We start from the raw sequence: 23373 nt of genomic DNA on the forward strand, positions 1-23373 counted from the left end.
CCACGGCCCCACATGAGATTCGCCGAGGCCGAGTTGACGAGGTCCAACCTTAATTTACAAGGCATTTGACAGCATTCGACACCGCGGGGTTCCATCTCGAACGGAGAGGCTGCGACTAGCGGGGAGGCCTGCATGCCTGGGGCGACGAGCCGGACCGAGGCCGCCATGCCGGCCGGTGGCGGCCGGAGGGAACCGGCACGGCCGGACGCCCTGCCGACGGCCCGGCGCGCCTGACACCGCCCGGAGCCGGGCCACCCACGACGATCCGCGGCACCACGATCGTGGCGCCGCCCCCGACGAAACGTTCCGCGACGAACCGTACCCAGATGAACCGTCCCTGGATGAACCGCCCCAATACGAGGAGGAATCGATGGACAGCCCGGTGGTGGTGATCGGAGGCTCGGGCCGGCTCGGGCGTCTGGTCGTGAGCAGACTGCTGGATCTGGGTGAGCGCGTCCACGTGGTCGGCCGTGGCGCGCTCCGGGAGGCGCTGCCCGCAGGGGTGACCTACACCGCGGCCGACGTACGGGAACCGGGCTCGCTCGACGCACCGCTCGCGAACTGTTCCGCGCTGGTCTACTGCGTCTCTCCCGGCACCGACGACACCGGACCGGACCGGCCAGAGACGACGATGTACCTGGGCGTGCGCCATGCGCTCCGGTCGGCCGTCCGCACGGGCCGCCGTCCGCACGTCGTCCTCGTCAGCCAGATCCACGCCACGCACTACGGCCACCCGCTCAACGCCTACGGCAAAGTGCTGGACTGGCGCCGCGCGGGAGAGGACGAGGTCCGCGAGTCGGGCCTCTCGCACACCGTGGTGCGCCCCGGCTGGCTCGTGGACGACCAGCGGGCCGGCTCCCGGGTACGCCTGGTGCAGGGCGACCGCGCCACGGGCGAGGTCTCGCGGCAGCATGCCGCGGAGGCCTGCATCCAGGCCATGTACTGCCCTTCCGCGATCGGCGTGACCTTCGAACTCTTCAACGAGACCGGACCCGCGGTCACCGACTGGGAGTCCTCCTTCGCCGCACTGGACTGGGACCGGATTCCCGTGGGCTGAGCCGGGGACGGGAGACCCCTGTCCACGGCCACACCTTTCCACCCCCCATGGAGACAGCGCCGTGCTGCTCATGGCACCCCCCGATGATGGAGGCACCCTTCGATGAGTGCACCCGAGATACGCCGTACGTACAGCGACAGCATCGCCGGATATGTCAGCGCCTACGAGCCCGCTCACCAGCGCTTCGGCCTGCGGACCACCGACGGGCGCGAGTTCACGATCCACCTGGACGGCCTCCTGGGCTCCCAGATCGTGCGCAATCTCGCCGAGGGGCACCGCGACACCAGCGAGGCCACCCTCGACATGCTCGCCGAGGGCCGCTACGTCTTTGTCTACGGAATCTTCTACGAATGGGACGGCGGGGCGCGCATCGAGGCCCGCAGCATCACCTTCCCCGAGGAACACCGCGGCTCCTACGTCTTCGAGGATCCCAAATGGTGGGTCCATCAGGCCCGCGAGATCGCGGACTTCTATCTGCGCGGCCAGTTCCCCGACGAGGTCTACGACTGGCGCAAGTTCCGCACGCACCTGACGCTGAGCGGAACCCACCTTCCCGAGGGCGCCGGACAGGACGTGCGGCAGGAGACCGACACGATCTCCCGCCTCGTGTACGGGCTCGCCACCGCCTTCCTGCTGACCGGTGAGGACCGTTTCCTGGAGGCGGCCGAGTCGGGCACGGAGTACCTGCGCGAACACATGCAGGTGGCCGACGACCGCGAGGGCATCGTCTACTGGTACCACGGCATCGACATCACCCGGGCCGGGCAGCGCAAGGTGTTCGCCTCGGAGTTCGGGGACGACTTCGACGCGATCCCCATGTACGAGCAGATCTACGCGCTGGCGGGGCCGACCCAGACGTACCGGATCACCGGCGATCCGCGGATCGCCGCCGACATCGACCGGACCGTCGAGCTGTTCCACCGCTACTTCAAGGACTACGTCCGCGGCGGCTACTTCTCGCACCTGGACCCGATCACCATGGACCCGCGCGCGGACTCCCTGGGACGCAACCGGGCCCGCAAGAACTGGAACTCGGTGGGCGACCACGCCCCCGCCTACCTCATCAACGCCTACCTGGCGACCGGCCGTTCCGACCTGGCCGACATGCTGGAGGAGACCGCCGACACCATCGTCCGGCACTTCCCGGACGAGCCCAACAGCCCCTTCGTGCAGGAACGCTTCCACGAGGACTGGAGCCCCGACCGCACCTGGGGCTGGCAGCAGGACCGCGCGGTCGTCGGCCACAACCTGAAGATCGCGTGGAACCTCATGCGCATCAACAGCCTGGTGGCCAAGCCTGAGTACGTGGCACTCGCCGAGCGGATCGCCGAGATCATGCCGGCGGTCGGCAGCGACCAGCAGCGCGGCGGCTGGTACGACGTCGTCGAGCGGCGCGCCGACCCCCGCTTCGGCGACCACCGGCTGGTCTGGCACGACCGCAAGGCCTGGTGGCAGCAGGAGCAGTCGATCCTCGCCTACCTCATCCTGGCGGGCACGACCGGCGACCCCGACCACCGGCGGCTCGCCCGCGAGGCCGCGTCGTTCTACAACGCCTTCTTCCTCGACTACGAGGACGGCGGCGTGTACTTCAACGTCCTCGCCAACGGCATCCCCTACCTGCTCGGCACCGAGCGGCTCAAGGGCAGCCACGCCATGGCCGGCTACCACTCCCTCGAACTGTGCTACCTCGCCGCGACCTACGGCAACCTGCTGGTCGGCGACAACGTGCTCACCCTGCACTTCCGCCCGTTGCCCGCGTCCTTCCCGGGCCGCACGCTGCGCGTCGCGCCCGACCTGCTGCCCAGGGAAGCCGTCCGGCTCGCCCGGGTGTGGATCGACGGTGAGCGCTACGAGGACTTCGACCCGAAGAACCTCACCGTGCAACTCCCCGAGTCCACGGAGCGGTTGAGGGTACGCGTCGAGATCGAGCCCACCGAGATGCCCATGCGGATCTCCAGCAGCTTCGACGGCAGGACCGCGCGGGTCTCCTGTGAGGGCGTCCTCGGCCGGGACTCGCTGGAGAAGTTGCGGCGCACGCTGAACGAAGCGCTGGAGGCCCGGCCCGAGCGGGTCGAGTTCCACATGTGCCGGGTGACCGAGATCTCCCGCGAGCCCATCAACGAGCTGCTGTTCCAGCGCACGAAGGCAGGTCTGGACGTCGACTTCGTCATCGTCGGCGAGGTCCCGCCGGAGGTGACCCGGGCCCTGGCCGCCACGGACGCCTTCCTCACCGACCCGCACGCACGCTGCGACGACGAGTGACGGAACGGGCGGCGGGAGACCAGCCGCCATGAGTCGCCGGCGCCGCCCCCGCCCGCCCCGGCGGGGGCGGCGCCCGGCATCCGAAGTCCCGGACGGACGGAGAGGTTCACCCCATGGCCACCACGGCCCCATCGGTTCCCGACGCCGACACCCTGGTCGTCGGCGGCGGCCCCGCCGGGCTGTCCGCCGCCCTGTGCCTGGCCCGCTACAACCGCCGTGTGCTGGTCTTCGACACCGGACACGGACGCTCCACCCATCACCAGGTCAACCGGAACTACCTCGGCTTCCCGGGCGGCATCCCGACCGTCGAACTGCGCGAGCTGGGCCGCGCGCAACTGGCCGCCTACCCGCAGGCCCGCATCGTCCACCACGCCGTCGTGCGCGCCGAGGGCGACGCCGGGCGCGGGTTCACGGTGCACGCGCAGACCGGCTCCTGGACCGGTCGCACGCTGGTCGTCGCCACCGGTGTGCTCGACCACTTCCCGCACTTCCACGGCTGGGAGTCCTACGTGGGCCGCTCCCTGTTCTGGTGCATCGCCTGCGACGGCTACGAGAACCGCGGCAAACGCGTCCTCATGGCGGGCCACACCGACGTGACCGCCGCCGAGGCGCTCCAGATGCACAGCCTCACCGACGACATCCAGCTGCTCACCAACAGCCGCAGCGACGAGATCAGCCCGCTGTACCGACGGCGCCTGGACGCGGCCGGCATCCCCGTCCTGCACGACCGGATCCACTCGGTGGAGGGGGAGGACGGCATGCTGCGCACCGTCGTGACCCGCGGCGGGCACCACCTGAAGGCGGACGCCCTGTTCAGCATCCAGGGCGCCACCCCGGAGATCGCCCTGGCCGGCCCGCTCGGTCTCGCGCTCGCGCCGAGCGGCCACATCGCCGTCGACACCGAGCAGAAGACGTCGGCCGAGGGGGTGTACGCGGCCGGTGACGTCTCCTCGCTCCACTCGCACCAGGTCAGCGCCGCCGTCCACGAGGGCTCCCAGGCCGCCTCGGCGGCCAACTACTTCCTGTACCCGGCCGAATTGAAGGCCGCCTGACCGGGTCACGGAGCGCGACTCGACAGAGTACGCCCCTTGGCCGGGCACGGATTTGACTCCCCGTTTAACTGCTCGTGAGGATGACAGTCATGGAAGCGGACCGCCGCATCGAGGAGACGCCCATGGTGCGCAGGGCACGCGTGACCTTCGAGAGCGAAGGTGAGCAACTGGTCGGCACGCTCTACCAGTTGGCGCAGACCGAAGACGGCGAACCGCGCCCCGCCGTGGTGGTCGCCGGCTCCTGGACCACGGTCAAGGAACAGATGGCCGGCCTGTACGCCGAACGCCTCGCGCGGCTCGGATACCTCGCCCTGGCCTTCGACTTCACCGGCCACGGGGAGTCCACGGGGCACCCCCGGGACACCGAGCTGGTCGGCCGCAAGGTCGGCGACATGAGCAGCGCGGTCAGCCACCTCCTGGAGAACCCGATGGTCGACCCCGAGTCGGTCGGCCTGCTCGGCGTCTGCGCCGGCGGCGGCTACGCGGCTGTCGCCGCCGCCAACGACCCCCGGGTGCGCTCGCTCGCCCTCGTCGCCCCGTGGCTGCACGACGCCTCCCTGGTGCACCAGGTCTACGGCGGCCAGGACGCCGTGCGCCGCAAGCTCGACGAGGCGGCACTCGCCCGCGAGGAGTACGCCCGCACCGGCACCGTCCGGTATGTGAAGGCGGTCAGCGAGACCGACCCCGAGGCCGCCATGTACGGGCCCTACGACTACTACCTCTCGCCCGAGCGAGGGGGCGTGCCCGAGTGGCCCAACCGGTTCGCGGTGATGGGCTGGTGGGACTGGCTGACCTTCAGCCCGATCCCCTCGGCGACCCGGATAGACGTCCCCACCATCGTGGTGCACAGCGAGCAGGCCGCCCTGCCCGACGGCGTACGGCGCTTCGCGACCCTGCTGCCCACGGCGGCCCGCGTGCTGTGGCTGGAGGGCACGCAGTTCGACTTCTACGACCAGGAGCCCCAGGTGGGCTCCGCGGTCGAGGCGGTCGACGCGCACTTCCGCCACAGCTTCGACCGGGTGAGGCCCACCGCCGGAGGCTGACATGGCGACGAGCCGCGTCGCACCGCTCATCCAGTCCAAACGCATCAACGTGGCGGAGCACTTCTACGACCTGGTGCTCGTCTTCGCGGTCAACAAGGTCACCCACACCCTCGCCGACGACGTCTCCTGGACCGGCCTGGTCAACGCCTGGGCCGTGTTCACACCGTTCTGGTGGTCGTGGGTGGGCACCGGGATCCTGTCGAACCTGACCGACCTGCACGACGTGAAGAACCGTCTGCGGCTCTTCGCCATCACGCTGATCACCTCGATGATGACCATCGCCGCGCCCACCGCCCTGCACGGGCACGGCCTCTTCTTCGCGGGCGCCTACCTGCTGCTGCGCGCCCTGCTGCTGTGGTGGGCGATCGACGTCTTCGGCGGGCTGCGGCTGAACCCGTTCTCCGTGTCGGCGTTCTTCACCGCCCCGCTGCTGCTGCTCACCGCCGGGCTCGGACACGAGCAGCAGCGGGTGGCCTGGGCCGTCCTGATGGCCGTCGAACTGTCCAGCACCTTCCTGCTGCGCAGACGCCTCAACCACATACGCGTCGACGTGCTGCACCTGCCCGAGCGCTTCGGCCTGGTCGTCATCCTGGCGCTGGGCGTGCCCTTCGTGGACGCCGGGGGGAAGATCCCGCACGACTTCTCCGCGCGCCAGGCCGTGGCGCTGGGCACCGCGTTCCTGCTCGTGGCCTCCCTGTGGTGGATCTACTTCCACCTCAGCAACAGCCGTATCGCCCACCAGCTGCGCACCGAGGACAACCAGAGCCGCGTGGTGCGCGAGCTCCTCGCCTACGGGCACTACTGCCTCCTCGGCTCGGTCTCCGCGATCGCCGTCGGCGTGTGGTCGGCCGTGGCGCACCCACGGGCCGCGCCGGAGACACCCGTCCTGTGGCTGATGTGCGCCGGAGCCGCCGGCTTCCACACCGTGTTCGCCTGGCCGCGCTGGCGACTGCCGCGCTCGGTCGTCACCGTGCGCCTCGCCGTCGCCGCCGTCGCCCTGCTCGTCCCGCTCGTGGCGGACGGCCGTTCCGGCCTGCTCGCGCTCGGCCTGCTGACCGTGCCGGTGACGGCCGCGGCCGTCGTCGAGACCGCCCTGGTGGGCATGGCGCCGAGCTGCCACTGCGGCTGCCGGCCGAAGCAGCACCGGCTGGCCGGACTCGGCCGGCATCTGCATCCGGCGCCGGGCGGCAGCGCCCCGTCGTACTCCGCGCCGGGCGATGCCCTGTGACAGACGTCCTGCTCCTCGTGGTCCCCGTGACCCTGCTCGCGGTGGTGGTGCGGCGGGCGGAGATCTCCGCACCGGTCAGCCTGGTCCTCGCGGGTCTGCTCGCCTCCTTCGTGCCGGGCGTGCCCGACTACCATCTCGACCCGCACGTCGTGCTGTTCCTGTTCATCCCGCCGATGGTGTACTCGGAGGCCTGCGAGAGCTCCTTCCTCAGCTTCCGGGTCAACGCGCGCCCCATCGCCCTGCTGTCCGTGGGGCTGGTCCTGTTCACCATGGCGCTGGTGGCGCTGGTCGCGCACACCGTCGTCCCCGGCATGTCCTGGCCCGTCGCCTTCGTGCTGGGCGCGGTCCTCGGACCGACCGACGTGGTCGCCGCCGTGTCCGTCGCCCGCAGACTCGGGCTGCCCCGCAGACTCGTACGGATCATGACCGCCGAATCGCTGTTCAACGACTCGACCGGACTGACCGCGTACCGCATCACCGTGGCGATCGTGGCGGGCGGCGGATTCTCCCTCCTCGACGGCGTCCGCGACTTCGTGCTCGCCTGCTCGGGCGGACTCTTCCTCGGCCTGTTCATCGCCTGGCCGGTGCGCCGGCTCCAGTGCTGGCTCGGCGACGCCGTCGCGCACACCGCGGTCTCCCTGCTGGTGCCCTTCGTCACCTACGCCCTCGCCGAGTACCTGCACGCCTCCGGAGTGCTCGCGGTCCTCGCCGCCGGGCTGTACCTCGGACACCACTCCAACCGCGCCTCGCACGCGGCCCGCATCCAGGAACAGGCATCCTGGAAGCTGATCGTCTTCCTGCTGGAATCCCTGGTCTTCGCCCTGATCGGACTCCAGCTCCGCCCGGTCCTCGGATCGCTGGACGGCATTCCGCCCTGGTCCCTGATCTGGTACGCCGCCGCCGTCTCCGTCACCGTCATGCTCGGCCGCTTCCTGTGGGTGTTCCCGGCCACCTATCTGCCGCGGTGGCTGTCGCCCCGGCTGCGCGCCCGGGACCCCTCGCCGCCGTGGCAGCTGCCCGCGACGCTGTCCTGGGCGGGGATCCGCGGCGTCGTGTCACTGGCCGCGGCGTTCGCGCTGCCCGACGACATGCCGCACCGCGAACTCGTCCTCTTCCTCACCTTCTCCGTCACCCTGAGCACCCTCTTCGTGCAGGGGCTCGGGTTCCCGGCGTTCGTGCGCCTGCTGGGGATCGCGGGCACGAACGGCGAGCACGACGACCACCTCGCCGAGGCCAAGGCGCAGGAGGAGGCGGCCCGGCTCGCGCAGCACCGCCTGGAGGAGCTGGTCGCGCACGAACACAAGCACTGCCCGCAGCATGTGGTGCTGCGGCTGCGGGAGGTCGCCGAGTACCGCCGCGTCGCCGCCTGGGAGCGGCTGCGCGACGACGGCCGGCTCGGCAGCCAGTCGCCGTCCGCCGCCTACCGCCTGCTGCGCCGCGAGATGCTCACGGCCGAGCGCGAGGCGTTCATCATGATGCGCAACCAGGGACGCCTCGACGACGAGGTGGCCCGCCAGGTCGTCCACCAGCTCGACTTCGAGGAGGCGGCACTCAGCCGCGATCTGCACCTGTGAGCGCGCGCATGGGGGTGCCCCCGCCGGATCTCCGGCGGGGGCACCCCCATGCGGCTCAGGCCCCCGGCAGCGGGGGAGCGATCCCGGCGAACGCCTGCCGGCCCAGATACTCGATGCGCTCCACACCGAGCAGGGCCGCACAGGTCTCCGCGGTGTCCGGCGTCAGCTCGGGACCCACACAGACGACCCGCTCCAGCGGCCCCAGCTCGTCGACGTCCTCGGGCGCCGAGGCGACCAGGCTGTAGAGCACGGACTGGGTGACGAAGGCCGTACGAACGCGCTGGGCACGGATCGCGTCGAGCAGTTCGGGCGCGTGCATCAGCTCGGGCACCACCACCACGGTCGCACCGCAGCGCAGCGCGTGCTGGGTCAGGAAGGCGAGGCCGTCCTGCTGCGCGAACGGCACCCCGGCCAGGACCCGTTCACCCTTCTCCAGCGGATTGTCCGAGGCCAGCACGGCGAGGTCCGCGGCGATGTCGGAGTGGGTGAGCTGAGCACGCCGCCGGGAACCCACCGCGTGGTGCACCACGGTGATGTCCGTGACGGGCTCGATGTCCACGACCGGCTCCGGGGACTCCGAGGCGATCAGGTCCTGGACCGAGCGGTGGCCGTCGACCGGCTCCAGCGTGAAGATCTCCTCGACCGGCTGCTGTCCCGCACCGCGCAGGCGCTGCGCGTCACGCACGATCGGCAGCAGCGCGGGCGTGGTGAACAGCCACCGCGCGCCGCTCTCCGTCAGCTGGGCGGCCAGCTCCGCCTCGTCGGCCTGGCTGTCCAGCACGCACACCACGGCGCCGGCGCGTGCGCAGGCGTGCGGCACGGCCGGGTACCACAGGGTGTTGGTGGCGAACAGCGCCACGGCGTCGCCCTGCTCGACGCCGGCGTCGGCGAGGCCCGCCGCGATCCGGCGGGTGGCCCGCTCCAGTTCCTGGTAGCCGATCGCGCGGCCGGTCACGCCGTCGATCAGCGCCGGGCTCGTGCCGCGGGCCGCGGCCTCGCCGAGCACCGTCTCGTACACCGGCAGATCGATGACGAGGTTCTCGTCGAACGGGCTGATCACGTCGAACGAGTCGAACGGATCGAAGGGTTCGAGCGGGTCGAAGGGATCGATGGTGGTCATTCCTGTCCTCCGGAGGATGCGCTCACGCGCGGTAGGGACGTGGTGGGCGGGCCCGCGTGCAGCAGATCTCCCAGCTGCTGGAGGAACAGCTCCCAGCGCGCGGTGAACCCGGGGTCGTCCGGGCCGAGGCCCGTCGCCATCCGGGTGATCTGCGGCAGCAGGCGCGGATAGTTGGTGAGGGCGAAGGTGAGCAGCCGCAGCAGCTCGGGATCGAGCTCCGGGCGCAGCTCTCCGCCGGACTGCCGGCTGCGGATCTCGTCCACCTGCGACTTGATGACGGCGCGCCGCTCCTCCTCGTGCGGTACGGGAGCGCTGCCGTAGGCCAGCGCCTCGCGCGTGAGGTAGGTCAGCCAGGCGGCGTCGTGGTGCGCGGACTCGAAGTGGTAGACGAAGAAGTCGCCGGCGGCACTCGGAGCCTCGCGGATCTCGCGTGCGCGGCGCTCGGTGACGTGTCCGAGGATCTCGTGGAACAGCCGGTCACCGATACGGCCGCCGGTCATCAGGTACATGGAGTAGGCGAAGCCGACCGTGTGGCCGGGCAGCCGTTCCAGCAGGGCGTTGCCGGCGCCGGTGCCGCGGGGCAGCCGGGTGACCATGAACGCGGCGATCAGCGTCACGAGCGCGGCCACCGGCAGTACCTGCGCGAAGGCCGTCGCGTAGGCGGCGTGGGAGGTGCCGTCGCCGAGCACCGCGAAGAACAGCAGGCTCATCAGGGCGACTCCCAGCGCGTTGCCCACCTGGAGGGTGGTGGTCACCACGCCCGCGCCGGCTCCCGCGTCGCGCGGCGAGAGGGTGCCGATGATGGTGCCGATGAGCGGGGTCATGCCGAGTCCCTGGCCCAGGCCCGCGATGAACATCGGCAGCCCGAGCTCCCAGCCGCTGAGCCCGGCTCCCTGGGCGGCGCTGGTGGCGGCCACCGAGCACAGTCCCACGGCCGCGACGAGATAGCCCAGCGTCAGCACATGGCGCCCCAGCAGGCGCGCGATCCGCGCGGCCAGCAGTGAGGTGATCAGGAAGCCGACGGCGTTCGGCGTGTACACCAGGGCGGCGTGCAGCGGTGAGAAGCCCAGACCGATCTGCAGGTACAGCGCGAGGACCAGCATGAAGCCGACGTACGAGAAGCTGAACATGGCGGCGATCGGCACCCCGCCCGCGAAACCGCGGTTGCGGAAGAGCGTGAGCCTGATCAGCGGATCGAGTCCCCGCTCGGCGACCGCACGCTCGTGCCGCAGGAACAGCGCGGCGGTCAGAGGGGCGGCGGCGAGCGCCAGCAGCATCCACAGCGGCCAGCCCGCGTCGCGGCCCATCAGCAGCGGCACGATGAGCAGCACCAGGGTCAGCACCGACAGGGCGGAGCCGCGCCCGTCGAGGTGCGGACGCGACCGGGGCGGCTCGTCCGGCGGCAGGAGCGTCCGGCTCGCCACGATGGTCGCCACGCCGATCGGCACATTGATCAGGAAGGCCGGCCGCCAGTCGAGGCCGAACACGTTCCAGGCCAGCAACAGCCCGCCGACGATCTGCCCGGCGATGGCACCGACACCCACCACACAACCGAACACGCCCAGGGCGCGGGCACGTTCGGGACCCTCGAAGGTCACCTGGATGATCGCGAGGACCTGTGGGTACAACAGCGCGCCGCCCACGCCCTGCAGGGCGCGTGCCGCGACGAGGACGCGGATGTCGGGGGCCAGACCGCAGAGCGCGGACGCCGCCGTGAACACCGCGAGACCGGTGATGAACATGCGTTTCCGGCCGATGACATCACCCAGCCGCCCACCGGTCACCAGGAAACTCGCATAGAGAAGGGTGTATGAGGAAACCACCAATTCGACGGCGCCGAGGTTCGTATGGAGATCATTGTGGATCGACGGCATGGCGACGTTGACGACAGCCACATCGAGAATGGCCATGAATGCGCCGGCCAGGATCACTGCGAGGCTCACCCAGCGGCGCCCGCTGCCGCGCTGTGCGCTCAACATGCAGGAAGTCTCGTGCGCGGAGGGCGAGTACGTCGCCGACCTGCCGAAGTGTCGCCGACGTAGTCCCATGTTGTCGCAAGGGAAGAGGGAGCGCCGTTTCACTCTTACTCGGCGGCGATCCCGCAGAAAGGCAGCAGAAGGGGAACACCTTTCCGCTGGATTCACAGGATGCCGCTTTCGAGGGTCTCCCGAAATTCAGGAACGACCAGTTCTTCGTCCGAGCCGGCCGGACCGCGTGCGCCGATCCCCCCTTCACGGCGCAGGGGTCCCGCCGAGCGGCCGCCGGGCCCGGTAGCGCGAACCCCCCGCCGGGCCCGGCCGCCGCTGCGAGACAACCACCACGATCCGAGGAGAGCGCTGTGTCGAACACCGACCTGGTTCTGAAGATGTACGAGTACTTCAACTCCGGCCAGCTGGACCGCATCCAGGAGGAGCTGTTCCACCCGGAGATCTCCTGGAAGATGCCCGGCCACCACCCGCTCTCCGGCGACCACCGGGGCGCCGGCCAGGTCATGGCCTTCTTCGGTGAGCTGTTCAAGGCCGGCGTCACCGTCGACAACGTCCACTTCGGAGAGCTCGACGACGGCACCGTCGTCGAGAAGCACCTCGGTCACGCGAAGGCGGACACCGAGGAGTACCTGTTCCCGACGTCCACGACGTACGGCATCCGCGACGGGAAGATCGCCGACGTCCAGGTGCACACCGCGGACCAGCACAGCGTGGACCGCTTCATGTGGACGGTCTTCCAGCTCAAGTCGATCGACGAGCGCATCGCCGTCTGAGCCCTGCCCGAGGGGAGACTCACGTGGACACCAGGCAAGTGGTGAACAGCTACTACGAGCTGGCCAACAAGGGTGACTGGGACGCCTGGACGGACCTGTTCGCCGAGCGCCAGACCATGGACGAGCAGCTCGCCGGGCACGTGGAGGGGCGGGAGACCCTGCGCGCCATGATGCAGGGCTTCCCGGCGATGTACGCCTCGTTCACGAACACCCCCCGGCACATCGTGGTCGAGGGCGAGCAGGCCGCCGTCGTCTCGCACATCTCGGCGGCCACGCACGCCGGCGAGCCGATCGAGGCCGACGTCGTCAACTACTTCCGGGTGGAGGGCGGTCTCATCTCGTACATGTCCAACCACCACGACACCGTCCCGTTCCGGCCCGTGCTCGGGACCGACTAGAGGCGGGAGCCGCCATGGCGGAACACGAGGACCACAAGGACTACGACTACATCATCGTGGGCGCGGGCACCGCGGGCTCCGTGCTCGCCGCACGCCTCACCGAGGACCCCGCGGTACGGGTCCTGCTCCTGGAGGCCGGCGGCAACCACATCCCGGCCAACGTCGACCAGGCACCGCTCTGGTTCACGCTGCTGGGCTCCGAGGTCGACTGGGGCTACACGAGTGTTCCGCAGCCCGCCCTCGGCGGACGTTCGACGTACGAGCCGCGGGGCAAGATCCCGGGCGGCAGCAGCAACCTGTACATCATGATGCACGTCCGGGGGCACCCCTCGGACTTCGACGCCTGGGCCTACCAGGGCGCCGCGGGATGGTCGTACAAGGACCTGCTGCCCTACTTCCGCAGGATGGAGGACCAGGAGGACCCGCACGGCCCGGAGACGGGCGTCGGCGGACCTCAGGTCGTCACCAACGCGGGCGCGCACCGGCCCAACCCGCTCTCCCGCACCTTCATCGACGCGTGCGTGGAGCTGGGGCACTCCGAGCTGGACGACTTCAACGGCTCACGCATGATCGGCGCGGGCTGGCACCACCTCGACGCCCGGGACGGCCGGCGACGCGGTGCCCTGGTGTCCTACCTCGAACTCGCCCTGGACCGGCCGAACCTGACGCTGCGTACGGGAGCGCAGGTCTCCCGGCTGGTGGTGGAGGACGGCCGGTGCATCGGCGTCACCTACGTCCAGCAGGACGTGGCCCCCGCCGGTGAGGGGCGCACCGTGCCCAACGCGGGGCCCGGCGAGCCGGGCGAGCACACCGTACGGGCCGGTGCCGAGGTCCTGCTGTGCGCGGGCGCGATCGAATCGCCCAAGATCCTGCTGCTGTCCGGGATCGGATCCCCCGACCAGCTGCGGCCGCTGGGCATCGACGTGACGGACGCGCTGCCGGGTGTGGGCGAGAACTTCCACAACCACGTGCTCACCGGTCTGATCGCGGAGACCACGGAGCCCGTGGAGCAGGGCCACCAGAACCTCTCCGAGTCGGCGCTGTTCGCCACCTCGCGGCCCGGGATGATCGCCCCCGATCTGCAGATCGCCTTCGTTCACGTGCCGTTCGACATCATCGTCGGCCAGCAGCACCCGAACGCGGTCAGCATCCTGCCCGGTGTGGTGCGTCCCAACTCCCGGGGCTCGGTGCGGCTGGCGAGCGCGGACCCGTTCGCCAAGCCGCTGGTCGACCCCAACTACCTGGGGGACCGCTCCGATGTGGAGCGTCTGGTGCAGGCGGTGAAGCTGTCCCGCGACATCTTCGCCACCTCGGCCTTCAAGGAGCACCTCAAGGGGGAGCTGCTGCCCGGCCCGGACGTGCGCACGGACGCCGACATCGAGCGGTTCGTGCGCGAGCGCGCGGACAGCTACCACCACCAGGCCGGCTCGTGCCGCATGGGCATCGACGATCTCTCGGTCGTCGACCCGGACCTGAAGGTGCACGGGGTGCGCGGGCTGCGGGTCGTCGACGCGAGCGTGATGCCCGCGGTGCCGTCGGGCAACTGCAACACGGCCATCGCGGCGATCGCCGAGCGCGCCGCCGACCTGATCAAGGGGGACGTATGACCCTTCGGTGGTCCCACGTGGGGCTCAACTGCCGTGATCTGGGGGCGACGGAGGCCTTCTACGAGAAGTGGTTCGGCTTCAGCCGGGCGCGCACCGTGGAACTGGACGACGACCGGATCGTGTTCCTGCGGCAGGGCGACGTGTACCTGGAGCTGTTCCACACCGACACCGAGCCGCTGGTGAAGCCGGCCGGCGACGGCCCCGCGCAGCCGGGCGTGGCCCGCCATCTGGCCTTCCAGACGGACGACCTGGAGGGCTTCCTGGCCAGGGTGGGCGACGAGGTCCCGGTGACGCTCGGCCCGCTGCACTTCGACGACTTCATCCCCGGGTGGCAGACCGTCTGGCTGACCGACCCGGACGGGGTGATCGTCGAGGTCAGTGAGGGATACCGGGACGCCTCCTGACCATCGGCGGGGCGGGCGGGCCGCAGCGACGGCCGGCCCGCCCTTCGCACTGAATGAGACCGATCACACGCGTACGAGGAAGAAGGCTTGCCATGACCGAATCCACGCTGCTCGGCGCCTCGCTGACCGAACAGTCCATCAAGGACGCGGTCCGCGACTGGTACGTCGCACTGGACCAGCACGTCCCGCTGGAGCAGGTGCTGCCCTATCTCGTCCAGGACGGCCTGGAGATGCGCTTCCCCGAGGCGACGCTCACCACCCTGGACGAGTTCAAGGGCTGGTACGAGGCGGTGACCAATCGCTTCTTCGACGAGGTGCACGAGCTCAAGAGCGTCGAGGTGGAGCCCGCCGTCGGCGGTGAAACGCTTGTCAAGGTGGTTGTCAACTGGCAGGCCCACATCTGGAATCCGCCGGCGGCACGCAGCCAGTGGCTCGGCTTCGACGCCTACCAGACCTGGATCGTCGTGGCAGGTGAGGACGGCCGACCGCTGGTGAAGACGTACATCGTGGACGACCTGGACCCCATGGAGGGCTCGGCGTCCCTGTAACACGCGTTCTCCCTCCGCAACGGGCGGAGTCTCCGCAGGTCGGAGGCTCCGCCCGTTGCTGTGTGACGCCGGGTCAACTCGCAGCTTGACTGGTCACTTGACAGATTTTCACAGGCGGAGTTAACTGTCATTGATGCTTCACGCAGGGGGTCTCCATGTCTTTGAACGCTGACCTGAACGCCACGCGGGAGCGGGGCTGGGGAGACGGTCTCTCCGAATACTGCGCGTATCTCTTCTCGCCATTCGCCCGCTCCGACCAGCGTCGCTGGGGTGAGGTCTATGTGCGTGGACTGCTCGATGCCAGTGGCCGCAAGACGCCGGCCCGCATCTCCGAGCACGTCCTCGGTCGCCGCGCCTCGCAGTCGCTGCAACAGTTCGTGAGCCAAAGTCCCTGGGAATGCACCGACGTCCGCAAGCGGCTCGCCGAGCAGGTGTTCCAGGCCGCCGAGCCCGATGCCTGGGTCGTGGACGAGGTCGTCTTCCCGAAGAACGGCAACCACTCGGCGGGCGTCGCCCGCCAGTACGTGCCGGCCGAGGGGCGCACCGCCAACTGCCAGCTGGGTCTGGCCGTCTCCCTCGCCACCGAGGAGGCCAGCATCCCGGTGAACTGGCGGCTGTTGATGCCGCCGCACTGGGACGACGACGACCGGCGGCGCGGCGCCGCCCGGGTGCCGGACGTCGAGCGCCATCAGCCGCGCTGGCGGCACGTCCTGGACAGCCTCGACGAGATGGTGCAGGAGTGGGACCTCAAGCCCGCCCCGATCCTCGCCGACTGGCGGCACGAGCCCGACGTACTGCCCCTGCTCGACGGCCTGGAGGCCCGAGGGCTCGGCTATCTCGTCGAGGTCTCCGGCGGTGCGCCGCTGCTCGCGGCACCCTCGGCGAACGGATCGCCGGTCGTGCTGGGCACCGCCGCCGACATGATGCACACCGCAGGCCGACGCAGCGCCCGCGTCACGCTCGCCTGGCGGGAGGGCGTCGAGAGCCGGGTCCGGCAGTCGCAGTTCCTCGCCGCGCAGATCCCGGCCGGACCCGGCGGGCCCACCGCCCGGCACGGCGAGCGCCGCTTTCGCAGGCCCCGCCAGCTTCTGGTCGAATGGCCGGTCGGACGCCCGCAGCCGCGCACCTACTGGGTCACCAACCTCGGCTCGCGCAGGCTGCCGGACCTCGTCACCACGGCGAAGCTGCGCTGGCGTTCCCGCTACGACCTGGGCCGGCTGCGCGAGGAGTGCGGGCTCGTGGACTTCGAGGGGCGCTCCTTCCGGGGCTGGCACCACCATGTGACGCTGGCTTCCGCGGCGCACGGCTTCCAGGCCCTGGAGCGGCTCGCGGCCCGGCGGGCGGCCGGTGTCCTGCGCCGGCACGGGGGAATTCCGGCCATGCCCGCCGTGGCCGCCATGTCCCCGTGAGGAACCCGCGCCACCCGACGCGGTGCCGCACGGCGCACCGTACGGGCAGGAATCACCGGCCCCGCGTCGCGACCGGGGCCAGGTGACTTCCGTGGTGCTCCGAGGACCTGTCGATCCGAATACCCGGGAAACCCGGAACGAACAGATCCGAAAAGGCGGAGGACCGGAACACGGGAGTCCGACGGATTCACACCGGCGGTCTCCCGCAATTTCCCCCCACAGACCGGGGACGCTTTTCCGAAGCGGCGTCCCCGCACAGCTCCCGCCGCCAGGGGTCGGGCGGCGGGAGCTGTTTCCCTTTTACCGGCTGGTTAGTTAGTGAGAGAGGGACCACCTTGACCACCACGAAGGCCTACCGACTGACCGAACCGGTGCGCCGGGCCCTCACCTCCGGTCGTCTCGCGCACATGGTCACCCTCAACCCCGACGGCAGTCCGCAGGTGGCCTGCGTCTGGGTGGGGCTCGACGAGGAGGACCGGATCGTCTCCGGGCACCTCTACGCGCAGCAGAAGATCCGCAATCTGCGGCGCGACCCGCGGGTCGCGCTGTCCATGGCGGCGGGCGTCAGGAGCCCGGAGGGCATGGAGTACCACTTCGTGGCGCACGGCACCGCCGAGGTCCTGGAGGGCGGCGCCGTCGCGCTGCTGGGCCGGATCGCCGCACCGTACCTGGAGGACGGCAGGACCTGGCCCGCCGACCGCTTCGCCGGAGCCACCGGATTCGTCGTCCGCACCACCGTCGACCGGGTGACCGGCTTCGGCCCCTGGGACTAGGGGGTTTCGTTCGGATCGATCAGCTCGGGGCCGCGACGCCCGGCACGGCAGGACCCGCGGACGCCCGGACCGGCAGTGCAGACGTCCTGCCGGTCCGGATGCCGCGGGCCTGGGTGGAACATGTGCGTACGAGGCGTCGACGCGCCCTCAGGCCGCCTGCGGGGAACGCGCCGCCGCCCAGATCTCGCTCTGCACCGAGTGACTGTCGAAGCTGTCCTCGACGGCCAGCAGGTCCGAGTACGGGGCCTCCCCGTTGACGATGCGGCCCAGCAGCCGGAAGTAGTCGAAGCGGTCGACACCCGGCGTGATGGTGATCAGCAGCTCCGCCTCCGACCCGGGCACAGCGGCGAAGGCGTGCGGCATGAACGGCGGTACGACGACGAGGTCGCCGCGGCCCGCCTCGACGACCTTGTCGTCGTTGAGCAGCTGCACGGCGCCCGAGACGACGTAGAACAACTCCGAGGAGCGGGCGTGGTAGTGCGGTGCGGAACCGTCGGCTCCCGCGGCGAGCAGCACCCGGTGGCAGCTGAGCGCGCCCGCCGTGCTCGCCGAGTCGGTGAGCAGGAAAGCGGCGCCGGTGGCATGGCTGATGGTCTCGGCCTCAGCGCCCCGTACGAGAACGGGTTCGTGGCGGAATGCGGACATCCTTTTACCCTCCCGAGGAATCCGGTGACTGCCGTTGTATCCACAACGCATATTCCTGTCCACGGAACTTGACGCAGTGCAAAGGCGGCCCCCGGACAATTTCCCGCACCCGCACGGGATTTCGAAACACTTGGTCCGGTCCTGATAGGACGGACGCGTAGCCCTTTCCTCACGACGCACCGCGCAGCACCGCACGGGCACGCCCACGTCCCGAGCACGCAACGCCAGCCATGCCACGCATTCGAAGGGGAATCATGAGACCGCAATTGAACCGCAGAAGCCTCCTCGGCGCCGGTGTCGCCCTGGGAGCCGGCGCCGCCACCACCGCCGTGGCGACCCCCGCCGGTGCGCAGGCCGTCGACGGCGCCGACGCCGTCGTCGACACGGTGGTCGTCGGAGCGGGACTCGCCGGCCTGGCCGCGGCGCGCAAACTGGTCGCCGCCGGCAAGAAGGTGCTGGTCCTGGAGGCCCGCGACCGGGTCGGCGGGCGCGTCCACGACATCCGCCTCGCCAACGGCGGAACCATCGAGCGCGGCGGTCAGTTCACCGGCCCCACCCAGACCCGGCTCCAGGCGCTCGCCGACGAACTCGGCGTGAAGACGTTCACCGGCTACAACACCGGCGAGAGCATCTACTACACCGCCGACGGCACGGCGATCCGCTACACCGGAGCGCTGCCGCCCATGGACGACGACTCCTACCAGGCGCTCGGGCAGGCCATCTACCAGCTCGACACGCTCGCCTCGACCGTCCCCGTCGACGCACCCTGGGCCGCGCCGAAGGCCGAGGAGCTGGACGGCCAGACCTTCGCGAGCTGGATCGAGGGCAACGTCGGCAACGCCGACGCGAAGACGATCCTCCACCTGATGTCCAACGGAGCGCTCTCGGCCGAGTCCCGCGACATCTCGCTGCTCTGGATCCTCTCCTACATAGCCGTCTCCGGGAACGAGACCAACCCGGGCAACCTGACCCGCCTCATCAGCACCCTCGGCGGCGCCCGCGACTCACGCTTCGTCGGCGGCCCGTACCAGATCGCCACGAAGATGGCCGCCGCCCTCGGCAGCAAGGTCGTCCTGAAGACGCCGGTCCGCCGCATCGTGCAGTCCGGCGGTTCCGCCCTCGTCGTCGCCGACAACCTCGCGGTGTCGGCGGGTTCGGTCGTCGTCGCTCTGCCGCCCACACTCGCCGGCCGCATCGTGTACAGCCCTGCGCTGCCCGCGACCCGCGACCAGCTCACCCAGCGTTTCCCCCTCTCCTCCATCGGCAAGGCCATCGCTGTCTACGACAAGCCCTTCTGGCGGGACGCCGGCCTCAACGGCCAGGTGGCGGCCCTGACCGGGACGACGCGCAGCACCTTCGACAACTCGCCGCCCGACGGCTCGTACGGCGCCCTGCTCGCCTTCCTCGACGGCGACCAGATGCGTGCGGTCGAGGACAAGAGCGACGCCACCCTCAAGCAGCTGATCCTCGACGACCTGACCCGGTACTTCGGCTCCAAGGCGGCCACGCCCACCGAGTTCGTGCTGGGACGCTGGGACGCCGAGGAGTACACCCGCGGCGGCGCGCCGGGCTTCACGCCGCCCGGTGTCCTCACCCGGTTCGGCACCGCCATCAGGAAGACCACGGGCGTCGTCCACTGGGCGGGCGCCGAGACCGCCACTTTCTGGAACGGTCACATGGAGGGCGCCGTCCGTTCCGGCGAGCAGGCCGCCGCCGACATCCTCAAGGGATGAACGGCCTCGCTCCGTGGGCCGCACGGGGCTCGTCCCGATCGCACCGGGACGAGCCCCCGGCCCGCGGGCCGGGAGGCGGGGAGGGCCGCCCCCGGCTCACAGGTGCGGTTCGGTGAGCACCACCTCGCGCATCGGAAGCTGTTCCAGGGACAGCGGTTCGGACGCGGGCAGCGGATGCAGCCCGACTCCCGCGAGCGCCTGTTGATAGGCGCCCAGGGCCTCCGCCGACCGGCCCTGGTGCTGTCTCAGGTCGCCGATGCGGCGCCAGAGCTTCGAGGTCTTCCTGCTCGGCGGGATCCCGCCGAGCAGGAGCACCGCGTCCTGGAACGCCGACTCACCGCGGCCGGCGTCCCCGGTGGCGAACAGGGCCTCGCCGAGGATGAACCGTGTCTCCACGGCCTCCGGGGAGTCCTGCGCCCCGAACAGGCCGAGCGCCCGCTCGGCGAGTTCCGCCGCCTCCGCGGCGCGGCCGCAGCGCAGCGTGGCCCAGGCGACACCCATTTCGGCCAGCGCGCGCTCCGTCCCCGAGCCGACTTCGGCCAGTTCCCGCCGTGCCTCCTCCAGCAGCCGCAACGCCCGTTCGGGCTCGGGGGTGTGGGACTCGAGCAGCAGGATGCCGTACGAGCTCTTGAGCATGGCCTGGTGCCGGACGTTGTCCGTCTCCGCCATGAGCACCAGAGCCCGCTCGATCAGGGCGAGGGCCTCACTGGTCCGGCCGTGGGAGTGGGCCACCAGACCCGCGTTCCAGTACGCCGAGCCACGTGTCACCCGCGAACCGGTGTGCTCCGCGGTCTCCACCAGCCGGGCCGCGAGCATGTGGGCCCGCGGCAGATTGCCGCGCAGCTGGTAACAGCCCATCAGGGCGGTGCCCAGCTGCACATGGTCGTCGGTGGACTCCAGGCCGAGCTCGTCGAGCACGCGCGTGGCCTTCTCGCCGATCTCGATGCTCATGTCCAGGTCGCCGGCGGCGCGATAACAGCGGCAGAGCGCGGTCGCCAGCTGGGCCCACTCCGCCGAGCCGGGTGTGGTGTCGGGCGATTCGTAGAGGGAGTGCAGGAGCTGGAGGGCGGATTCGGTGTGGCCCAGTCGCTCCATGGTCAGGGCCTGGCCGAGTTTCGCCCTGCTCAGGGCGGGACCGTCGAGGAGGCGGGCCGAGTCGAGGACCTCGCTGTAGGCCTGGAGGGCCTCCCCGTGGGAGCCGCCCCGCAACGCGATGTCGGCGAAGGCGAGTTTGAGCCGGAGCTCCTTGAGCCGGTTGTCGTCACGCCCGGTGCGCAGATACTCCACGGAGCAGCCCACCCGGTCGGCGAGTGCTTCGAGGATCGCGGGAGACGGCATCCGCTTGCCCGTCTCGATCAGGGACACATAACTGACGGAGATGTCCTCCGAGGCCAGGTCCTGTTGGTTCAGGCCGCGCCGTCGGCGTTGCTCGCGCAGACGCCGGCCGATGCCGCTGGACGCGCTCAATGGCGGTTTCATGTTTCTCCAGGGGCTTACTGACATGCCCTTGCACAGCATGGGGGGTGGTTGCGGGCACGGTGCGACTTCTTGTTTACCGCCAATTGTCAGCGTGTCAATGCGGGTACCCGGGCAATGGCCGAAGTCTGTTCCTCTCCATTTCCCGCCACACCCGCTCCGACGTGCTGCGCCGTAGCGGATCGCCACACTGTGTCAGATTTGATTGACTGTCCGAGGTGCATGGACTTGACTACGGAAGTCAAATTCCCGCTGTGGAAGGCTCCAACCATGCCCGGGGCCCCCAATTGTCGACGGCACCGCTGAGGCGACTTCGCGACCGAGGGCCGCACCCCGCGACCCGGCCGCCGGCCGGGCCCGCCCGCACGGCCGAGAGCTGACCCGGCACCGCCCCCCACCGCGTCTGGAGGTGTCCCCGTGCCGACCGAACCCTGGCTGTCCCGCACGCCCGCGCCGGAGGCCGCCGCCCGAGTCTTCTGCTTCCCGTTCCCCGGTCTCGGCGCCTCCGCCTACCGGCACTGGCCGGACCGGATCGCCGGAGCCGAACTCTGCCGTGTCGAGCCGCCGGGCCGGGAGGCGCGCCGGGGCGAGGAGCACTACGGCACGTACGAGGCGTTCGCCGCGCGGGCCGCCGAAGCACTGCTGCCGCTGCTCGACCGGCCCTTCGCCCTGCTCGGCCACAGCACCGGGGCCCTGCAGGCCTTCGCGCTCACCGTGCACCTGGTCAGAAGGCAACTTCCGCTGCCGCAACGGCTGTTCGTCTCCGGTCAGGTGGCGCCGCACCACGGCCCCTGGGGCCCGCTGCTGCGCATGAGCGACGCCCAGCTCGTCACCGAGATCGGCAGGCTCACCCGCGCCATGGGCGGCGTCGAGTCCCTCGGCACCATCCGCGCGGGACTCCCCGTGCTGCGGGCCGACGTCACCGCCGCCCAGCGCTACAGCGTCCAGCTCCCTGTGCCGCTGCCCGTCGGCGTGCACGCCATCGGCTGGCGCGACGACGACCAGGTGCCGCCGGAGCGGATGGCGGGCTGGGCGGCCTGCTCCGCGCGGGGCGCCTTCCGGAGCGTGACGCTGCCCGGCGGACACCACGCCTTCCTCGACCCGCCGCCCCGGCTGCTGGCCGAACTCGCCCACGAGATAGACCGGTTCACCGGTGACAGTGACCAGCATCACATCGACGAACTGTCGCAGCGACGTGCCGTCGCCCGTCCTGAAGTCACCCATCGTTCCCGGGCAGCCGGGGCCTGATTCCTGGAGTAGTCATGCAAGTTCTCGTCGCCGGAGGGACCGGCGTCATCGGTCGGCAGCTGGTGCCGCTGCTGCGTTCGGCGGGCCACGACGTGGTCGTGCTCTCCCGTCCCGGGCGCAGCGCGACGGCCGCCGACCGGCTCGGGGCGAAGGTCGTCGAGGCGGACGCGCTGGACCGCGCCGCGGTCGCCAAGGCGCTGCGCTCCGCCGCCCCCGAGGCCATCGTCAACATGCTCACGGCCATCCCGGCCGAGATCAATCCGCGCCGCCTGGCCAAGGACTTCGAACTGACCAACCGGCTGCGCACGGAGGGCACCCGCAACCTCCTCGAGGTCGCCCGCGACATCGGCGTACGACGCGTCGTCGCCCAGGGGCTCGCCTACGCCTACGAGCCGGGCGGCAGCGGCCCCGCCGACGAGGAGGCGCCGCTGTGGAAGAACCCGCCCAAGCAGTTCGTGCCGGTGCTCGGCGCCCTGCGTGACCTGGAGCGGCAGACGCTGCTCGCCGAGGGTGCCGTGCTGCGCCTCGGGCATCTCTACGGGCCGGGCACGATCTACGCCCAGGACGGCTCCTTCGTCCAGCAGGTGCGGGCGGGCAAGGTCCCGCTGGTCGGCGGCGGCACCGCCACCTTCTCCTTCACCCACACCCGGGACGCGGCCGCCGCGGTGGTCGCGGCGCTCAACTCCGACTACAGCGGTGTGCTCAACGTCGTCGACGACGAGCCGGCGCCGATGAACGTGTGGCTGCCCGAACTCGCCGACATCCTCGGCGCCCGCAAGCCCAAGGGCGCGCCCGCAGCGCTCGCCCGGATGGCCGTCGGCGGGTGGGGCGTTGCCTTCATGACCCAACTGCGCGGCGCGGACAACTCCCGCGCCAAGCTCCAGCTCGACTGGACTCCCCGGTACCCGACCTGGCGTACCGGCTTCACCGCGGAGCTGAGCAGCACCGCGTCGCCCGCGGCGGCCTGACCGGAGCCGGGAAGGCGGGCCCGGCCGGTCCGACGGCGGTCGGGGCGGCCGGGCCCCGCGGGTGACG

General features: G+C 70.7%; 20 protein-coding genes. 16 read left to right on the top strand and 4 right to left on the bottom strand.

Going from position 1 to position 23373, the window contains the following annotated elements:
- Positions 1 to 370 precede the first annotated feature (370 nt).
- The 6 genes from ACZ4IF_RS22080 to ACZ4IF_RS22105 all read left to right on the top strand — a co-directional run bounded on the left by ACZ4IF_RS22080 (position 371) and on the right by ACZ4IF_RS22105 (position 8216).
- Positions 371 to 1057, top strand: coding sequence for an NAD(P)H-binding protein (locus ACZ4IF_RS22080; RefSeq protein WP_359500642.1), 687 nt, complete (start codon positions 371 to 373; stop codon positions 1055 to 1057).
- A gap of 102 nt (positions 1058 to 1159) precedes the next feature.
- Positions 1160 to 3319 carry an AGE family epimerase/isomerase gene (locus ACZ4IF_RS22085; protein WP_359500644.1) on the top strand — a complete coding sequence of 720 codons (2160 nt, stop codon included), beginning with the start codon at positions 1160 to 1162 and terminating at the stop codon, positions 3317 to 3319.
- Positions 3320 to 3432: 113 nt separating this feature from the next.
- On the top strand, positions 3433 to 4371 hold the full coding sequence (locus ACZ4IF_RS22090; protein WP_359500646.1) for an NAD(P)/FAD-dependent oxidoreductase: 939 nt from the start codon (positions 3433 to 3435) through the stop codon (positions 4369 to 4371).
- A gap of 89 nt (positions 4372 to 4460) precedes the next feature.
- The gene (locus tag ACZ4IF_RS22095) at positions 4461 to 5414 is read left to right on the top strand and encodes an alpha/beta hydrolase (RefSeq protein ID WP_467565202.1); all 954 of its coding nucleotides are present in this window, start codon (positions 4461 to 4463) and stop codon (positions 5412 to 5414) included.
- A 1-nt stretch (position 5415) separates the two neighbouring features.
- The gene (locus ACZ4IF_RS22100; protein ID WP_467565204.1) at positions 5416 to 6642 is read left to right on the top strand and encodes a low temperature requirement protein A; all 1227 of its coding nucleotides are present in this window, start codon (positions 5416 to 5418) and stop codon (positions 6640 to 6642) included.
- On the top strand, positions 6639 to 8216 hold the full coding sequence (locus ACZ4IF_RS22105; RefSeq protein WP_467565206.1) for a Na+/H+ antiporter: 1578 nt from the start codon (positions 6639 to 6641) through the stop codon (positions 8214 to 8216). The genes ACZ4IF_RS22100 and ACZ4IF_RS22105 overlap by 4 nt, the downstream gene beginning before the upstream one ends.
- 55 nt (positions 8217 to 8271) lie before the next feature.
- On the opposite strand, the gene ACZ4IF_RS22110 is transcribed toward ACZ4IF_RS22105, so the two are convergent.
- The gene (locus tag ACZ4IF_RS22110) at positions 8272 to 9336 is read right to left on the bottom strand and encodes an AMP-binding protein (protein WP_467565208.1); all 1065 of its coding nucleotides are present in this window, start codon (positions 9334 to 9336) and stop codon (positions 8272 to 8274) included.
- Positions 9333 to 11315, bottom strand: a complete 1983-nt coding sequence (locus tag ACZ4IF_RS22115) for an MFS transporter (protein ID WP_467565210.1) — start codon at positions 11313 to 11315, stop codon at positions 9333 to 9335. The genes ACZ4IF_RS22110 and ACZ4IF_RS22115 overlap by 4 nt, the downstream gene beginning before the upstream one ends.
- Positions 11316 to 11674: 359 nt before the next feature.
- Here ACZ4IF_RS22115 and ACZ4IF_RS22120 point away from each other — a divergent pair, with 359 nt between their 5' ends.
- The 7 genes from ACZ4IF_RS22120 (at position 11675) to ACZ4IF_RS22150 (ending at position 17236) form a co-directional block, all read left to right on the top strand.
- Positions 11675 to 12097 carry a nuclear transport factor 2 family protein gene (locus ACZ4IF_RS22120; RefSeq protein WP_179332629.1) on the top strand — a complete coding sequence of 141 codons (423 nt, stop codon included), beginning with the start codon at positions 11675 to 11677 and terminating at the stop codon, positions 12095 to 12097.
- A gap of 23 nt (positions 12098 to 12120) precedes the next feature.
- Entirely contained in the window at positions 12121 to 12495 is a 375-nt protein-coding gene (locus tag ACZ4IF_RS22125; protein ID WP_028800567.1) for a nuclear transport factor 2 family protein, read from the top strand.
- 14 nt (positions 12496 to 12509) lie between these two features.
- Entirely contained in the window at positions 12510 to 14102 is a 1593-nt protein-coding gene (locus ACZ4IF_RS22130; RefSeq protein ID WP_467565213.1) for a GMC family oxidoreductase, read from the top strand.
- The gene (locus ACZ4IF_RS22135) at positions 14099 to 14506 is read left to right on the top strand and encodes a VOC family protein (protein ID WP_359500661.1); all 408 of its coding nucleotides are present in this window, start codon (positions 14099 to 14101) and stop codon (positions 14504 to 14506) included. The genes ACZ4IF_RS22130 and ACZ4IF_RS22135 overlap by 4 nt, the downstream gene beginning before the upstream one ends.
- Positions 14507 to 14598: 92 nt before the next feature.
- Positions 14599 to 15054, top strand: a complete 456-nt coding sequence (locus tag ACZ4IF_RS22140; RefSeq protein ID WP_095937471.1) for a hypothetical protein — start codon at positions 14599 to 14601, stop codon at positions 15052 to 15054.
- Positions 15055 to 15209: 155 nt separating this feature from the next.
- Positions 15210 to 16463 carry an IS701 family transposase gene (locus ACZ4IF_RS22145; RefSeq protein ID WP_467565216.1) on the top strand — a complete coding sequence of 418 codons (1254 nt, stop codon included), beginning with the start codon at positions 15210 to 15212 and terminating at the stop codon, positions 16461 to 16463.
- A 335-nt stretch (positions 16464 to 16798) separates the two neighbouring features.
- Positions 16799 to 17236, top strand: a complete 438-nt coding sequence (locus ACZ4IF_RS22150) for a TIGR03618 family F420-dependent PPOX class oxidoreductase (protein ID WP_218835054.1) — start codon at positions 16799 to 16801, stop codon at positions 17234 to 17236.
- A gap of 147 nt (positions 17237 to 17383) precedes the next feature.
- On the opposite strand, the gene ACZ4IF_RS22155 is transcribed toward ACZ4IF_RS22150, so the two are convergent.
- Positions 17384 to 17881 carry a cupin domain-containing protein gene (locus ACZ4IF_RS22155; RefSeq protein ID WP_426682223.1) on the bottom strand — a complete coding sequence of 166 codons (498 nt, stop codon included), beginning with the start codon at positions 17879 to 17881 and terminating at the stop codon, positions 17384 to 17386.
- A 254-nt stretch (positions 17882 to 18135) separates the two neighbouring features.
- On the opposite strand from ACZ4IF_RS22155, the gene ACZ4IF_RS22160 reads away from it, so the two are divergent.
- Positions 18136 to 19614, top strand: coding sequence for a flavin monoamine oxidase family protein (locus ACZ4IF_RS22160; RefSeq protein ID WP_467565219.1), 1479 nt, complete (start codon positions 18136 to 18138; stop codon positions 19612 to 19614).
- A 96-nt stretch (positions 19615 to 19710) separates the two neighbouring features.
- On the opposite strand, the gene ACZ4IF_RS22165 is transcribed toward ACZ4IF_RS22160, so the two are convergent.
- Positions 19711 to 21093, bottom strand: coding sequence for a helix-turn-helix domain-containing protein (locus tag ACZ4IF_RS22165; protein ID WP_467565221.1), 1383 nt, complete (start codon positions 21091 to 21093; stop codon positions 19711 to 19713).
- Positions 21094 to 21507: 414 nt separating this feature from the next.
- On the opposite strand from ACZ4IF_RS22165, the gene ACZ4IF_RS22170 reads away from it, so the two are divergent.
- Both ACZ4IF_RS22170 and ACZ4IF_RS22175 read left to right on the top strand, forming a co-directional pair.
- Positions 21508 to 22338, top strand: coding sequence for a thioesterase II family protein (locus ACZ4IF_RS22170; protein WP_467565223.1), 831 nt, complete (start codon positions 21508 to 21510; stop codon positions 22336 to 22338).
- 14 nt (positions 22339 to 22352) lie between these two features.
- Positions 22353 to 23306 carry an NAD-dependent epimerase/dehydratase family protein gene (locus tag ACZ4IF_RS22175; protein WP_345649851.1) on the top strand — a complete coding sequence of 318 codons (954 nt, stop codon included), beginning with the start codon at positions 22353 to 22355 and terminating at the stop codon, positions 23304 to 23306.
- The last annotated feature ends 67 nt before the right edge of the window (positions 23307 to 23373 follow it).

The sequence above is a fragment of the Streptomyces sp. NPDC025784 genome, from assembly GCF_055558435.1.

Coding starts and splice junctions, on each gene's coding strand:
- ACZ4IF_RS22135 (WP_359500661.1), top strand. CDS start 14,099: ATGACCCTTCGGTGGTCCCACGTGGGGCTCAACTGCCGTGATCTGGGG.
- ACZ4IF_RS22160 (WP_467565219.1), top strand. CDS start 18,136: ATGAGACCGCAATTGAACCGCAGAAGCCTCCTCGGCGCCGGTGTCGCC.
- ACZ4IF_RS22115 (WP_467565210.1), bottom strand. CDS start 11,315: ATGTTGAGCGCACAGCGCGGCAGCGGGCGCCGCTGGGTGAGCCTCGCA.
- ACZ4IF_RS22140 (WP_095937471.1), top strand. CDS start 14,599: ATGACCGAATCCACGCTGCTCGGCGCCTCGCTGACCGAACAGTCCATC.
- ACZ4IF_RS22165 (WP_467565221.1), bottom strand. CDS start 21,093: ATGAAACCGCCATTGAGCGCGTCCAGCGGCATCGGCCGGCGTCTGCGC.
- ACZ4IF_RS22080 (WP_359500642.1), top strand. CDS start 371: ATGGACAGCCCGGTGGTGGTGATCGGAGGCTCGGGCCGGCTCGGGCGT.
- ACZ4IF_RS22145 (WP_467565216.1), top strand. CDS start 15,210: ATGTCTTTGAACGCTGACCTGAACGCCACGCGGGAGCGGGGCTGGGGA.
- ACZ4IF_RS22110 (WP_467565208.1), bottom strand. CDS start 9,336: ATGACCACCATCGATCCCTTCGACCCGCTCGAACCCTTCGATCCGTTC.
- ACZ4IF_RS22155 (WP_426682223.1), bottom strand. CDS start 17,881: ATGTCCGCATTCCGCCACGAACCCGTTCTCGTACGGGGCGCTGAGGCC.
- ACZ4IF_RS22090 (WP_359500646.1), top strand. CDS start 3,433: ATGGCCACCACGGCCCCATCGGTTCCCGACGCCGACACCCTGGTCGTC.
- ACZ4IF_RS22175 (WP_345649851.1), top strand. CDS start 22,353: ATGCAAGTTCTCGTCGCCGGAGGGACCGGCGTCATCGGTCGGCAGCTG.
- ACZ4IF_RS22100 (WP_467565204.1), top strand. CDS start 5,416: ATGGCGACGAGCCGCGTCGCACCGCTCATCCAGTCCAAACGCATCAAC.
- ACZ4IF_RS22095 (WP_467565202.1), top strand. CDS start 4,461: ATGGAAGCGGACCGCCGCATCGAGGAGACGCCCATGGTGCGCAGGGCA.
- ACZ4IF_RS22130 (WP_467565213.1), top strand. CDS start 12,510: ATGGCGGAACACGAGGACCACAAGGACTACGACTACATCATCGTGGGC.
- ACZ4IF_RS22085 (WP_359500644.1), top strand. CDS start 1,160: ATGAGTGCACCCGAGATACGCCGTACGTACAGCGACAGCATCGCCGGA.